The organism is Paenibacillus sp. FSL H7-0918, from assembly GCF_038007025.1.
Classification (GTDB): domain Bacteria; phylum Bacillota; class Bacilli; order Paenibacillales; family Paenibacillaceae; genus Paenibacillus_AQ; species Paenibacillus_AQ odorifer.
Window position 1 is genome coordinate 2016356 of sequence record NZ_JBBOWJ010000001.1, and the last position, 14886, is coordinate 2031241.

14 protein-coding genes and 1 other annotated feature are annotated in these 14886 nt (G+C 44.5%); of the genes, 6 read left to right on the plus strand and 8 right to left on the minus strand.

What is annotated here, in order from left to right; genetic code table 11:
• Positions 1-7: 7 nt before the first annotated feature.
• The 3 genes from MHI15_RS09145 to MHI15_RS09155 all read right to left on the minus strand — a co-directional run bounded on the left by MHI15_RS09145 (position 8) and on the right by MHI15_RS09155 (position 3903).
• Positions 8-2083 (minus strand): peptidoglycan D,D-transpeptidase FtsI family protein, encoded by a 2076-nt coding sequence (locus MHI15_RS09145; protein ID WP_254848804.1) that lies wholly within the window; start codon positions 2081-2083, stop codon positions 8-10.
• A 173-nt stretch (positions 2084-2256) separates the two neighbouring features.
• On the minus strand, positions 2257-3402 hold the full coding sequence (locus tag MHI15_RS09150) for a transglutaminase domain-containing protein (RefSeq protein WP_076281937.1): 1146 nt from the start codon (positions 3400-3402) through the stop codon (positions 2257-2259).
• 63 nt (positions 3403-3465) lie between these two features.
• Positions 3466-3903 carry a hypothetical protein gene (locus MHI15_RS09155; protein WP_076127990.1) on the minus strand — a complete coding sequence of 146 codons (438 nt, stop codon included), beginning with the start codon at positions 3901-3903 and terminating at the stop codon, positions 3466-3468.
• Between the two features lie 270 nt (positions 3904-4173).
• On the opposite strand from MHI15_RS09155, the gene MHI15_RS09160 reads away from it, so the two are divergent.
• Together MHI15_RS09160 and MHI15_RS09165 are read left to right on the plus strand one after the other, a co-directional pair.
• Positions 4174-5361: an MFS transporter gene (locus MHI15_RS09160; protein WP_341164351.1), complete on the plus strand. Its 1188-nt coding sequence runs from the start codon at positions 4174-4176 to the stop codon at positions 5359-5361.
• 133 nt (positions 5362-5494) lie between these two features.
• On the plus strand, positions 5495-5842 hold the full coding sequence (locus tag MHI15_RS09165; protein ID WP_036685586.1) for a DNA primase: 348 nt from the start codon (positions 5495-5497) through the stop codon (positions 5840-5842).
• Positions 5843-5937: 95 nt separating this feature from the next.
• On the opposite strand, the gene MHI15_RS09170 is transcribed toward MHI15_RS09165, so the two are convergent.
• Together MHI15_RS09170 and cyoE are read right to left on the minus strand one after the other, a co-directional pair.
• Positions 5938-6555 (minus strand): SCO family protein, encoded by a 618-nt coding sequence (locus MHI15_RS09170; protein ID WP_036685589.1) that lies wholly within the window; start codon positions 6553-6555, stop codon positions 5938-5940.
• 23 nt (positions 6556-6578) lie between these two features.
• A complete protein-coding gene (cyoE, locus tag MHI15_RS09175; protein ID WP_036685285.1) occupies positions 6579-7511 on the minus strand; it encodes a heme o synthase in 933 nt (310 codons plus the stop codon).
• Between the two features lie 232 nt (positions 7512-7743).
• Between cyoE and MHI15_RS09180 the strand changes: the two genes are divergently transcribed.
• Positions 7744-8745, plus strand: a complete 1002-nt coding sequence (locus tag MHI15_RS09180; RefSeq protein WP_076218717.1) for a metal-dependent hydrolase — start codon at positions 7744-7746, stop codon at positions 8743-8745.
• A gap of 105 nt (positions 8746-8850) precedes the next feature.
• Complete coding sequence (locus MHI15_RS09185) at positions 8851-9039, plus strand: hypothetical protein (protein WP_036685291.1); 189 nt, start codon at positions 8851-8853, stop codon at positions 9037-9039.
• Between the two features lie 2 nt (positions 9040-9041).
• On the opposite strand, the gene trpS is transcribed toward MHI15_RS09185, so the two are convergent.
• Positions 9042-10028, minus strand: a complete 987-nt coding sequence (trpS, locus tag MHI15_RS09190; RefSeq protein WP_036685592.1) for a tryptophan--tRNA ligase — start codon at positions 10026-10028, stop codon at positions 9042-9044.
• Positions 10029-10091: 63 nt separating this feature from the next.
• Positions 10092-10331: a binding site (T-box leader), on the minus strand.
• A 134-nt stretch (positions 10332-10465) separates the two neighbouring features.
• On the opposite strand from trpS, the gene MHI15_RS09195 reads away from it, so the two are divergent.
• A complete protein-coding gene (locus tag MHI15_RS09195; protein WP_341164352.1) occupies positions 10466-11440 on the plus strand; it encodes an aldose 1-epimerase in 975 nt (324 codons plus the stop codon).
• 200 nt (positions 11441-11640) lie between these two features.
• Entirely contained in the window at positions 11641-11871 is a 231-nt protein-coding gene (locus MHI15_RS09200) for an alpha/beta-type small acid-soluble spore protein (protein WP_036685295.1), read from the plus strand.
• A gap of 153 nt (positions 11872-12024) precedes the next feature.
• Here MHI15_RS09200 and MHI15_RS09205 read toward each other — a convergent pair whose 3' ends face one another.
• Both MHI15_RS09205 and MHI15_RS09210 read right to left on the minus strand, forming a co-directional pair.
• The gene (locus MHI15_RS09205; RefSeq protein ID WP_076281939.1) at positions 12025-12435 is read right to left on the minus strand and encodes an O-methyltransferase; all 411 of its coding nucleotides are present in this window, start codon (positions 12433-12435) and stop codon (positions 12025-12027) included.
• Between the two features lie 612 nt (positions 12436-13047).
• The gene (locus tag MHI15_RS09210; protein ID WP_076184769.1) at positions 13048-14847 is read right to left on the minus strand and encodes a M3 family oligoendopeptidase; all 1800 of its coding nucleotides are present in this window, start codon (positions 14845-14847) and stop codon (positions 13048-13050) included.
• Positions 14848-14886: the final 39 nt, after the last annotated feature.

Consider the following 14886-nt stretch of genomic DNA (forward strand, 5'->3'; position numbering starts at 1 on the left):
TTTAAGCTTATTGTTCTTGAACGGGATCTGCCACAGGTGGAATATTCTTCTTCGGAACCCCATCCAGCCCATATTCCCAATCATAAGCATCAAAAATCTTACGGGCAACCGGAGCTGCACTATTGGAGCCAAAGCCGCCTTCCGGAATCACAACCGCTACAGCCAGCTTCGGATTCTCACGTGGAGCAAAGGCAATAAAGACCCCGTTATCACGGTTTATATTTTTTCTATCCGTTTTTTCAGAGGTTCCTGTCTTACGGGCAAAATCATAAGGAAAATCGTCAAAAGCACTAACTTTACTGCTCATTCCCTGTTTGATTTCTCTCCAGAACGATTTATCAAAGGTTACGCTATTAAGCACTTCTTTTTTAAATTCCTTAACCACCTTACCTTGCGCATCAGTAATCTTACTTACAAGCTGCGGTTTAATTCGAACACCTTCATTTGCAAGTGTAGTAGCATACTGGGCAAGCTGTAATGTAGTATAACTGCCTTGCTGGCCAAAAGATGCGTAGACGAGCGCGGCCTGTGAGCTCCCTGCAGCCTTGAAATCTGTATAGTTAATCTGACCTGGTGATTCACCGGGAAGACCACTTTGTGTTGACACACCCAGTCCGAACTTTTTCATATATTCGTCCCAGACCTCTACACCTTTATCCCCCAGGTATTTCTTGTATAGTTGCTTTCCGACCATATCTACCATAAATACGTTAGAGGATTGCTTGATAGCATCAGCCGGATACAGTTTTCCATAGACGTGACCTGATGAATTTCTAACCGATGATTTATCATCCTTACCGAAATAGGTAATCCCCACATCGGGATAGGTGCTCGAGGTGTTAAAAAACCCTTCATTTAAACCAATTAATACACTTAACGGTTTAATGGTCGATCCCAAGAATACAAGTGAGCTAAAATCATGACCCGATCTCCCGGAAGAATTCGAGGTAATTGTACCATTCAGATGATTATTCATAATTTTATTCCAGACAGATGTAGGCAGCGAGTCCTTTGTCCATACATTCGAATCGTAATCAGGCATACTCGCCATAGCGACAATATTCCCAGTCTCTACTTCCATTGCTACTGCATAACCTGTTAAAGCATCAGGATGAGTTTCGCCTTGAACAGCATTGGTATGCAGCCATTTAATCTGATCCAATATAGCCTGTTCAGTCTTCATCTGAACATTCTTATTAATGGTCATCCAAATGTTATTGCCTTTTACAGGGGGAACGGTCTGTTCTACCTTCTCCGCCATATTTTGAGGAGTGACCGAAATGACCTGATAACCATTTTCTCCGCGCAGTTCGCGTTGATACTGCATTTCCAGACCATCAAATCCTACATATTCTTCCGTTTTATACATAAGTCCCGGTGAAGAATTGTCCTTCATTGCACTACGAATATTTTTGTACATCGCTATGTCTTCGGTTGATTTAAAAGGTTTACCAAAACCCACCGTCTGCACAGCTACCGTATCTTTATCGTAGTGGCGTACGCTTTCTTCCACAATGGTAATGCCTGGATATTCATCCTTATGTTCCATGAAATAAGCTATTTCTTCTGAAGTTAGCCCTGCTTTTATACGACGCGGTACATAACCCAGATACTTTTTAAAGTCCAGATCAAGTAAATCCAGCACGTCCTGCTGCGTTAACTTAGGGGCATCTGCACTTCCATATTTCTCAAACTCCGCTACTAATCTTGCTGCAAGGTCATTAGACTTATTTTTCGCTTTTTCCGTTAGTGAGGTTTCACCCGTTACTTTATCGGTAGTTTTAGCTGTATATTCCTTATTTAGGGTAAGATAGAGCGACTCAACAGGTGTAGAATAGGCTATCTGCTCACCCCCGGCAGCAAAAATAATCCCTCGCATGGCTGCCAGCGGAACAAACTTCGTATCCCGTTTGATCTCTTCTTCTGTCAGCAAAGCTCCCTCAGTAAACTGCAAACCTGCAAGACGCACAATAATGATACAAAAAATAAAAAAAGTGCCAAAGAAAAACAGATTCAATCTCAGACCTACAGAATGTTTCGAAGATTTCCCGTCCGCAGGCGGGAGCTGCTTCCCAAAGCTCACCAGCTTTCTTCCCTTCTATATAAAAATAATGTCTGAATTGCCTTAGCCAGCGACATTGCTCTTATAATGAAGGTGATTTCTAAGAAGCTGATTGTGAGCATTGCACTCGCATTTGTGTTAGAGCGGTTGGTATGAGTTTATTGTACCACACGGAAGGAGTGCGGCGCCCTCACTCAGAGTGCGTTCTCCCTAATATGCGTATCGTCAAAATCCTTCGGATTAAACCAATCCCCACTGCTCGCCCAAGTGGGATCCAATGGAATCCAAGCTTGCCGGTCACTTATATAAACTTCATTCCAGGCATGTGCGCCATACCCGCCTCGACCATCATAGCCTTGACCCGTTACAACGCGCACCTGCAATCCTTGGGAGCGGGCCATTACAGCGTAAAGACGTGCATAATCAATACATACCCCTATGCGTGTGTCGAAGGTATCCTGCGGGGTCTGTTCATGCCAAATTCTATTTTTTTCATAATTTTCCGCTTTGGCGTAATCATAAGTTACTCGTGTTCCTACCCAATCATACAGTAGTCTGGCTTTCTTCTCGTCTCCTTGCGCTTGTCCAATAATATCTTCAGCCGCACCCACAATATCTTGTGGAATGTCATGATCAATAACTTCATATTTTCTGCGCAGGATATCATTCATCTCAGCTGCAACGGTCTTCGTCAGAATAGGCAGCTTTTTCTGCACGGTCTCCCCAACAAAGGGCTCAAATACAGCGGCAGCGCTTTGACTGTAGATCGGAGAAGATTCAACATAACGGCTAAATTGACTTTCTGGATTTAGGCCAACACAAATGAAGAGAGCAAGCACAATAATTAAACCACGAGTCAAGCCTATAATTAATCCTATGATAGCTCCGCCCATACGGCTTACTTGCGTAATCTTTCTGTCCTTAAATGTCTTGGTGCGCCGTAGCTGATGGAATGGGAGCAGCATAGACAACAATCCCAGAAGCATGCGAATTAAGATATAAGAGAGCAATAACAACAATAGAAACCGCACCAGCGGCGATTCCGCCAGCACAGACACAGCCGTATAATAAATTTGCTGCCACTGGGTCAGCTGTTTATCAGGCAGACTTATTCCTGCTGCCCAAGTCTGTACATGAGGATTGAGATAAGCCGCAGCAGGAATGGCCAGCACCAAAGAAGCTATTGTATACAGTCCTGTTCCCAGCAGACCGAATAATCTTCCGGTAGCACTTGAGAACCCTCTGCTCCAGCCTTGCAATAGTGAAAAGACTACTACCAGCAGGAGGGCGATGGAGATGATATTTGCATCACTAAGACTAGTCAACCAACCGTTTATCATATCCAATCTCCCCTTTCAATCGCCCGCTTGCTTGTTTTTGATAATAATTTAAACTGAAGCCGTTTATTGATGTTTCCGAGCTTCCTCGATAAATGTTTGTGTGGTATCAGTAATACTCCACTTTCCAAGACTAACTCCGCGGAAAGTAACCTCTACCTTATCTTCGCCAGTAGTACCTTTCACTTCAATATTCGGAGTTGTAATCGTAAATGTTCCGTCACCATTTGAAGTGTACTTCGCATCCTGCGCCTCTTTAAGCATAACCTCTTGTGCTTCCTTCTTCACCGTACTTACCGTTCCATCTGCCACCTTATTCACAGCGTTACCAATTTGGTCCATTGTCACACCACTATAGATGAATAGACCTACAACGATAATAATGACAATCGCCCATTTCAACATCGTTTTGACCAAATTAACAACCGCGAACAACAGAATGAGCGCAATAACAATAACTAACCAATTCTCTCTAATAAACTGTGACCACACCTCTGGATCCATCAACCTCACAACACCCCTATCACCTAGTTTCGTCCTAAGGATTATCTCCTCTATAGACATGACGCCAATATTAATTATTATACATGAATGCCCATCATAATTCATGGTTCCACAGCCAGAGAAAGGTATACCTGCTTATAGGAATTAAAAAAGCGGTATAAGCCCTCTCTGTCCCACGTAAAGTACAAGTAGTTGCTTAAATTTGATCTTCTTAAAATCCGCCTTCCTGCATTAATCTTTATTGTAGGTGGCTCTCGGAGGTGTTTCCCTGTGAAAACTGCGCTGTGGCTGTACCTGTTTCTTTTTCTGGCGTTTTTTGATTTACATGCACAGTATCCTATTCTAACGCCCTTTGCCATCTCTCTTGGTGCGGGACCCGCCTTTATTGGCTGGATGATGGGTATGTATTCGTTAACCCATCTTCCTGGCAATTTGCTCGCAGGCGTACTCGTCGATCGTAATGGCAGCCGCCGCTACATCGTCTTTAGCCTTGTTACTGCGGGAGCCATTCTACTGCTGCAGGCTCATGCTCAGCTTCCGTGGCATTTGCTGATGCTACGAGCAGCAAGCGGGTTCGCGCTCGCCTTCCTCTCTCCAGCGTGCATGACCTTGCTGGCTTCATTATCATCTGATGCTACTGAGCAGGGGAAATATATGTCCGGACATGGTATCGTTCATACCTTAGCTTCAGTGGTATCCCCGGCAGCGGGGGCCTTTATCGTAGCTAAAGCTGGCTATTCCGGCACCTTCACCACATTGGGATGGCTGCTTATCGCTACAGGCATCATGGCTTTTTTCAGTGTACCGGCGCCTGCCCGGCGTTTAGTACGCCCTGTAAACTCTGCAGCACCTCCTTTAAAAAAACAGGATCTTCCTTCGGTCCCTATATCCGATGCCAATCCAGTTTCCAAACGTTATTATCTGCTGCCTTTTTTCGTTTCTTGTTCACAAGGGGTTCTGTTCTTTGAACTTCCTCTATCTCAGACCGGAAGTAATAGCATTGTTTCCACAGGCATTCTTTTATCGCTCCTTAGCTTAGGGGCTTTGGTAACACTCAGTTTGTTCTTCCTGAACCGCTTTTCCCCAGGAGGAAGAATAGCCGTGGCCTTGCTAGGAATGGCCCTTTGTTTTTTTGCGCTTGCCTCACTTCACAGCATTCCCGCTTCCGTTATTCTCTTTATGCTGGGTGCAGCCAAAGGAATATTATTTCCCGCAATGGCATCGCTCTTTATTAGTCTAGGTGGACCAGGACGTATGGGACGCACCTTCTCCATGCAGTCGATAGCCATGTCACTAGGCGCATTCGCAGGCCCTGTGGCCGCAGGACAATTAAGAGCCGTTGTTTCGCCTTATTTCATTGCCTTTCTATTGCTAATGGTTGCACTATTACTGCTTTCGCCAAAAAATTCAACCAAGCTGTCTACCTACTCTTCCAAATGGAATGGGCGGGCCGCATGATTTATTGTTTTTACGACATTTCCCGGGGAATGAAGATTTTCCTGTAGAAACAGTTGTTAAAACTGCTCCTCCTTCGGTAAACTATAATGAGTCTGTAAGTTCAGACTTCATTTCCGGAGGTGATTGTCAGCAAATGTCCATTACGATTATTGTCGAAGGCAAAAACGATCGCAGCAGATTACGACGCGTGCTGGTACCGGAAGTCGAAATCCTCTGTACCTTTGGTACATTAAATACGCTCAAACTCGAGTCCCTGCGACAAAAAGTAGGAGATGGAGAAGTATATCTTTATATGGATAACGACAGTTCAGGCAAAAAAATACGCGGGATTCTCCGCGATGCCTTTCCCGATGCTGGTCACATCTATACACGCCGGGGTTATGCCGGAGTGGAAGGCACTCCAGATGAATACAATATCAATCAGCTTGAAAAAGCGGGTCTGGAAGAGTTCATCATTTACCCTGAACCCATTCCTTTTTGATTCGCGATATATTGCCTAAGAAATTAAAAACGCCCTTTTCGTTATCCTTCAATAAATGGGATTCGAAAAAGGCGTTTCTGTTATGCGGTTATGTTCTATTCACGAGCCAATTCATTCAGCCTATCGGCAAGAAATTCAGGCGTTATGTTATCCGTATCCCCTGCGTCATACAATGCACGGAGACGATTGTCCCGATCAACCAATGCTATGCGATTGGCATGTACGAAATTTTCTTTACTATTCCCTGCAATTAGTACTTTAAAAGAATCAGTTGCCAGCTTACGAATGACTTCCTGATCCCCCCGTAAGAAGTACCAACCCTTATAATCTGCCTGGAAACGGTCCGCAAAGCTTTTAATGGCTTCACGCGTATCATTCTCTGGATCAAAAGAAATGGAGACGAACGCCGTATCTTTTCCAAAGCTGCCATCGTCGACCAGAATTTTCTGCGTCTGAGATAACAGAAACGTAGTTATAGGACATACATCCGGACATTGTGTGAAAAAAAAGTATACCAGCCGCGCTTTACCTTGTGTATCAGCCAGAGTAATCTGGTCTCCATCCACATTTTCAAGTGAAAAGTCCTGCACTTCTCCGATTACCGGCAGTTTTTCTTTTCCTAAATTCAAAGAATTAACTGCCAGATAACCAGCCATTACCAAAGCAAGCAATAGTAGAATCCAGGTCCATTTATAACGCTTAAAGGTCTGCACGGACAATAATACCCTCCCTCTTCTTAACCGTGAATCGTATTCAATACAAGTACGATCAAACTTACCGTTAGGTAGTTAATGGAGAAGAGGAAGTTCTTCTTCGCCCAGACTTCGTCATCTTTTGCTGCAAAGCCCATCAAGGTTATGATTAACCAAGCCAGGGACAGCGCTGTTGAAATCACCAGATAAAAAATCCCTGCATAATCGTAGGCGTACATTAACACTGGAATAGGCAGCAACAGTGCTACATAAGGAATCATTTGAAACTTCGTACGACGTGTTCCTTTGACTACAGGCAGCAGCGGAAATCCAGCGGCTCTATATTCTTCTTTACGTCTAATCCCGAGTGCCCAGAAATGGGGAGGTTGCCACAGAAACAACATCGCAAACATCAGCCAAGCCCCTAGATCAACTGTCCCCGTAACTGCAACGTAGCCAATTACAGGTGGCATAGCTCCAGAGATCGCACCTACTGAAGTGCTCCATGTTGATGTCCGTTTCAACCAAAGGGTGTATACTACAACGTAAACGAACATCCCTACAATCCCGAACAGACCGGCTAAAACTCCGGAAAAAGCAAACAGTACAATCAAGCCCGCAATCCCTAGCCCAATAGCATACAGCAATACGGTTTTGGGTTTCAGTCGTCCTGTAGGAAGCCCCCGATCGCGCGTTCTTTCCATCTTCATGTCCAGGTCACGGTCGAAATAGTTATTAAAAACACAGGCCGAAGCCATAACCAGCATTGTACCGAGCAGAGTCAGAACTAATCTGCCGTATTGAACATCCCAACCTGAAGCCAGCCAATATCCTGCAAAGGCAGCGATGAGGTTAGATCGGATAATACCGGGTTTTGTTACGGTAATGAAATCACGCCAACTTGCACCTTCCGGTGGAGATTTTGCAGACATAGCTGCAGAATCGGAAGAAGCTTGAAATGTTATATGATTATCCACACCAAATGATCCTCCTTCTAAACGAACTTCTAACGTTCTAGCCGAAGCACTAAATAGACTTCGCTGTTAACTTTATCATATCAAACCCGAGGAGACTTTGACAGTCATGGCACAGTATGTTCATGAATTTGACAATTACGTGACAATATTTATTTCCAGCCCGTTAATAACCTAAGCTGTATTTGGGTAATTATTAATAATGTACTTCCGAACAACAAAGGAGAACTGACCAATGGACACCGCTACACATTTAGTTATGGGCATAGGGTTAGCCGGACTTTCATTCGTAGATCCTGTCGTTGCTTCTGACCCTAAACTGGCCGGGGCCGTTATGCTGGCTACGATTTTAGGCTCACAAGCTCCTGATGCCGATACCGCATTAAGACTAAAGGACAATGCAATATATATTCGTAATCACCGGGGAATCACACACTCCTTGCCTTTTCTAATTTTGTGGCCCGCTCTGATTGCCCTAGTCTTAGGGCCTCTGTTTGGATTTACTGATTTGGCAGCTTTAAGCCATGTTGCACTCTGGGGTTTCATAGGCGTAGGCGTGCACGTCTTCTCTGATCTGTTTAACACCTATGGAACCCAGGCCGCCCGTCCATTTACTGAGAAATGGATTGCCTGGAATATCATCCACATTTTCGATCCATTTATTTTTGGCAGCCATATCGCAGCTATTCTACTCTGGATCACTGGGATTGTGCCGCCCAAACCTTTATTTATTACGCTTTATGCCTGTACCATTCTTTATTATATTTGGAGAACGGTTGTTCATGCCCGCCTTACACGAAACATCAAGCTTAAAGATATACACCATAATGCTGGTGAACGTTATATTGTAATCCCTACAATTTCACTTAAACGCTGGAACGTAGTTAAAGTGAAAAAAGACGGCAGCTATGACGTTGGACAGCTACTGAACAACCGCCTGGAATGGTTCAAACATGCGGTCTGCTCGAATCATCCCGCTGTGGAAATATCCAAGTCGCATCCAGATATTCAGTCCTTTCTATATTTCACCTCTTATGCGGTTGCCGAAGTGGAGGAGCTTCCTTCAGGATATATGGTGCGCTGGGGAGACGTTCGTTATTTACACCGCAAACAATACCCTTTTGTGGCTGTATTAGTTATGGATAACCAATATAAACCTTTAAATACTTATGTAGGCTGGCTTAGCAGTGATAAGCTCGACAAACGATTTTCCATCGACCCTGGTTCTTTACGATGAAACTGTAGACTTACTGAGAGATCTATTCTATAATCACAAAAAATCCCGGAGTATTTTATAATACTCCGGGATTCATTTTAGCAGACACGGAAAGGAAGGCTCTTAATGGGTAAAGGACTCTCACTTTGGTTCGCTTGTTCTTCTATTCTTATTCTCACTGCCGCTTCAATCGCGATCAGCTATAGCTTCTGGCTGGCACTTCTGCTTGGTTTTCTTTGCGTAATGAATATTGGCTGGGGATTTATCCTCAAAGCCAGAATTAGACGCAAACAGGAAAGCTTAAGCTCTGACTAAGATTAACGAGCTGGCAGAAAGCCCATCCGCTCTTTTACGCCATTCAACGTCTCAGCTGCAACAATACGTGCACGTTCAGCACCTTCAGCAAGAATATCAGTGATCGCACCTGAACTGCGAATTTCATGATATCTTTGTTGCAAAGGCTCAAGTGTGGATACAACCACTTCCCCAAGATCCTTCTTAAAGCCACCATACATTTGTCCTTCATAACGATCGGCAATTTGCTGGAGGGACATCCCAGAACATTCCGAGTAAATACTCATCAAGTTACTAATCTCTGGCTTGTTAGCCGGATCAAAGATCACTTCACGTCCAGAATCAGTCGTTGCGCGGCTGATTTTTTTACGGATCACATCCGGTGAATCCAACAGGGCAATATAGCTGCCTGCATTCGGGCTGCTCTTGCTCATTTTTTTAGTGCCATCATCCAGAGACATAATGCGTGCGCCCACTTCAGGGATATACGGTTCAGGAATCGTAAAGAATTCGCCAAAACGGTTATTGAATCGGCCAGCTAAATCACGGGTCAACTCCAAGTGCTGCTTCTGATCTTCACCTACTGGCACAAGATCCGCATTATAAACAAGAATATCTGCTGCCATTAAAGAAGGATATACGAATAGGCCCGCGCCAACTGAATCCTTACCTGATGATTTATCTTTGAACTGTGTCATACGCTCAAGCTCGCCCATTGCCGTCAGCGTAGTCATGATCCAACCCAATTCCGCATGCTGAGGCACATGAGACTGCATATATACATTCGAACGCACAGGATCAATTCCTGCCGCGATAAAGAGTGCAGCTACAGCTTCAGACTGCTCACGCAGTGCCGCAGGATCTTGAGCAACGGTGATCGCATGCATATCGACAACCATAAAGAAACATTGATGATCGTCTTGCAGCTTCACAAAATTTTTCAGCGCTCCGATATAGTTACCCAAAGTTAGAGAACCGCTCGGTTGTATGCCTGACATTACTTTTTTCAACATAATATAGACCTCCGTTAGATGTAATTTCCGATTTCCGAGAACGCAAAAAAAGCCTCATCCGCAAGGGACGTGAGACCGTGGTGCCACCCTTATTCGCTGCTTAACCTTTGTATAGTCAAAGGGAAACAGCCTTAGTCTTCCGTTAACGGGGAAGATCCGGCCGGTCTACTAGGGCATCTTGCTCCCGTTCAAGCGCGGCGCTCAGGGGTCCATTCATCAGGAGTGTCCTACCGGTTCGCATCAACCACCGGCTTTCTGAAGGTGCATTTCCTGTCTACTTGTCCCCGTCATCACATTCTCATCATAATTTAATGCCTTCATCATAGAACCATAAAGAGAAGTTGTCAAATCACTTAACCACTTCCGCATAAATCTGTTATGATAAGGTTATCCATGTTCTATTCGATTACAGTTACGATAAAGGAGCATATCTCATGAAACAGGTGACCAAAGGGCAGTGGGGCGGTTATGATACTTATATTTTGCACAGCCGCGAACTGGAAGTCACGCTTTTGCCGCGACTAGGAAACAACGTGATTTCATTGTTTGATGTAAAAGAACAACGGGAAATTCTGCGGCGGCCTGATGAAAGCGATCAAGCTTTCTTTATGCAAAAACCTTACCATTTTGGCATCCCGCTCTTAATTCCACCCGGAAGAATTCGTAAAGGAAAATTTCAATTCGAGGGTACAAGTTATCAATTTGACCAGAATACCGCTGGTGACAATCATATCCATGGTCTACACCGGACTCAATCCTGGTGTGTCAGCGATATTGAAGAAGACGAGGACGGTTGTGCAGTCACTACTGAATTCCTTACTGAAGATGATCCGCACTGGATGGAGCAATTTCCCATTCCACTCAAATTCGAAATGACATTCAGGCTTCAGGATGCCCGGCTCAGCCAGACTTTAAAGGTTACAAATCTCGGCGATCATCGTATTCCCTTTGGGATCGGCTATCACACCTGGTTTATGATCGATGGAGAACCTGAACGCTGGAATCTCAAGCTGCCCGTAAACAGCATTTATGAACTAAACGATGAATTGCTCCCTAGCGGCAATCTAATTCCACTTGGTGATCTAGATTCACTAAACTCTGGAATCAACCTCCAGGGAACTAATTTTGATACTGCTCTACGTATTGGTGACAAGCAGCCCGTAGAAGCCTTGCTATTACGCGATGATGGTTATGGTCTTCGTTATACAGCTGACGAGAATCATTTCCGTCACTGGGTCCTGTATACCAAAGGGCCGCTCGATCAATTTCTGTGCATCGAACCTTACACCTGGCTCCCGGATGCTCCTAACGTTTCCGATGACCCTTCCTTCACGGGCTTGCTGAAGGTAGAACCAGGTCAAAGTCTTGAGCTGTCCACTATGCTGGAAATGATCTATCCCGAGAATTAAAGCAGATATACATTATATCGGTCTTCCCTTGCGTTTACGTAAGAGAAGGCCGATTTTTTGTGCGAGCTTAGTTATTTGGGCTTTCTACCCTTACTTTTAATCGACTAATAATTACCATCCTTAAAACCTTTCGATAGCATGCATGAATTAGCCTCTTAGCGCTCATACTATCTTCACAACGGGCGAAGGAGGTGACACACATGGGTCAAGCAGGTCAAGGTCGTAGCAGCCGTTCCAATAACCTTGTAGTTCCTCAAGCAAATGCAGCGTTGCAACAATTGAAATATGAAGCAGCACAAGAGCTTGGAGTAACGATCCCAGCTGACGGTTATTACGGGAACTACACTTCCCGCGAAACTGGTTCTTTGGGAGGTTACATCACTAAACGTCTAGTACAACTGGCAGAACAACAACTGTCCGGTCGTCAGTAACATCGTTATCTTAAGTGTTTTATCCGGCAGAGGTCTTAAAAAGCCTATTGCCGACTAGCTTTCAAACCTCTCACACTTCTTCTAGAAGCTGTGGGGGGTTTTTCTAATTTATAGCCTATAGTCCCAGCTGCAAACAATTTTTATGTAAAACGTTTAACTTAAAAATTGATCAGCACTCTCGGCGTAAGCATTACGGGGAGATCGAATCATCAGATTCGCCATATTATAATTAGACTCCAGCGTAGCATCTACGATTAGCTTGCCTTGTCTTATAGCAAATTCATAGCTGATCTCACCATGAGTCCAACGGCGTTTGTATTTCAGACTCTCCAGTGCCATTAGACGAAAAGAAGACAGCTGGCTCTCCGTTATTCCTTCCTTCACTTCTGTGAATCCACCCCCCCGACCGGCTAAAGGATGATGACGTATGCCGAATTTGCCAATGGTATTATTTCGTATTTGCACAAATACCGTACCGGAAGATAGTCCTGACAATTCCTCTTGCAGTTCCCTAAACACCAAATCCATCTGTCTTGCTAATGATAGCTGTTCTGTCTTAAGCATATCTTTCCTCCTAAAAGTTTTGTGAGCTTAGCTACTTCGAGTTTACTTCGTCTTATAAATCGAACCCTAAATATTTGGGCTAAGGGTCCGTCGCTACTGCGGGGAATGTTTGGACTTCCAGCCGCTGTTGTCTCCAAATTTCTTGAATTCTTACGCGTATAGCGGGTGAAATTCGGAGACAAAGGCAGTCGCTCCCGCTCTTACAGTTCCAAAATTCCCCTCCGCCACTCCTTCCCCTTTTCCCAAGTTTCTGGTTCGATTTATATCGTTTTGTGAGCTTAGCTACTTCGAGTTTACTTCGTACAAATCGGCTTAGTAAGCGCTTACTTAAGCTTTTTGAGCTGAGCTCATTTGTCTTCCATGCAAGCCTTTTATAAGGCTCAAGGCTCATTATAGACCCCTTAAATACGTCAAACAACATTATTCTACAAAATTGGGTTATTATCCCTAGTAATGCGCAAAATTCATGGATCATTCGTATATTAATTTTTATAAACCGGGGGTTTTCGACATTTAAGCATTAAAAAAAGACCCCTTAACCGGGGTCTTTGCGTGTTCACACTGAAATTTCGTTATTTTTTGTGTCCTGAAATTTGTCTTATTTTAGACATTTCACGCTAAATGCTCTGTCATCTCCAAGAACTCGTTAATATCAGCCACGATCAGATCTGTAGCTCCTTGCCAGAAATCCGGTTTTGTCAGATCCACACCCAAATGTTTGAGCACCAAATCCTCCAATGTCATCACGCCGGTATCCTGCAACAAGCTATCGTATTTGTCTGCAAAGGAAGCTCCCTCTTGTAATGCCAGACGATATAAGCCTGTACTGAACATATAACCAACGGTGTACGGGAAATTATAGAAAGGTACATCTGTGATATAGAAATGCAGCTTCGACGCCCAGAAGTGAGGATGGTATTCAGAAAGCACACCACAGAAAGCTTCTTTCTGTGCTTCCACCATCAGAGCGGACAGTTCCTCAGCATTTACAAGACCTTCCTTACGTTTCTCATAAAAGCGAGTCTCGAACAAGAATCGAGCGTGAATGTTCATAAAGAATGCCACACTGTTCTGTATCTTCGTTTCAAGCAGAGCCAGCTTCTCCTCTGCATTGCCCGCAGCTTTAACCTGAGCATCAGATACAATCACTTCTGCAAAGGTTGAAGCGGTCTCTGCAACGTTCATTGCATAATTCTGATTAAATACAGGTTGATCATCAAGCAGGTAGGAATGATAAGCATGTCCCAGCTCATGGGCCAATGTTGAAACATTGGAAGGTGTGCCGCTGTAAGTCATGAATATCCGTGATTCTTTACTCTCAGGGAAGGAAGTACAGAATCCACCAGGGCGTTTGCCATTACGATCCTCAACCTCGATCCAGTTATTATCAAAGGCACGCTCTGCAAACTCAGCCATCTTAGGACTAAATTTACGGAACTGTGTGACGATATCCTTCGCAGCTTGATCATAAGGGATCTTGCCGGAGGATTTGCCTACAGGAGCTTCGACATCGACCCATGAGAGAGAATCCAGCCCCAGCAGCTTGGCTTTACGCTGAAGGTAGGACACAAGTACAGGTTTGCTATTCGTAATCACGTCCCACATTGTATTTAAGGTGTCCTGTGTCATACGATTGATGCTGAGCGGATCTTTCAGAACATCGTCCCAGCCTCTGCCCTTATAGAGCTTCAGGCGGAAGCCTGCTAAGTGATTTAAGGTATCCGCGCAATTATCTGCCGCTTCAGTCCAAGCCTCTTCCCATTTATGGAACATCGTTTGACGCACTTTTGGATCTGGATCATCCAGCTTATTAAAAGCTTGACCAGCAGATAGCAGCTTTGTTCCTTCTTCATCCTCAAATGGGATCTTGATCGAGCTCACAATCGTATCATAGTGCCCGCTCCATCCATGATATCCGTCAACAGCTAATTCCAACGCTAAGCTTTCCAGCTCAGGGCTCATCTTCTCACGGGCCAAATCACGGCTCTCGCTCAGTACGAACGTTAAAGGAGCAATCTCTGGACGAGCCATCCACTCAGCCCATACCTTGTCCGTAGTCTGACGAAGGACATTGCTAAATTGCGAGCTGATCCCTTCGAATCCGGCGCGCATGCTTGTCACTTTGGCCGCCAGCCTTACCGCACCCTTGTCCATCTGATTCTGAGCGCCTAGACAGTCTGCGAAGGAAGTGACCTCCACAAGTCTTCCTGAACAGCTCTGAAGCAATGCTATAACCTCATCCAATGCTTTTGTAGACGCAACATCCGTTGGTGCCACAGCATCCTTCACAAAGCCTTGCAAGGATAAAATATCTTTTTCAAGCTTGCTCAAGAACCCTTCTAACTCTGCAGACGAAGAACCCCCCGGAAAAATAGTATCAAGTTCCCAAGTCAGTGATAACGGTTGTTTCATGTGTACTCACCATTCCTTTGCTTTCATTTGACTTTCTTT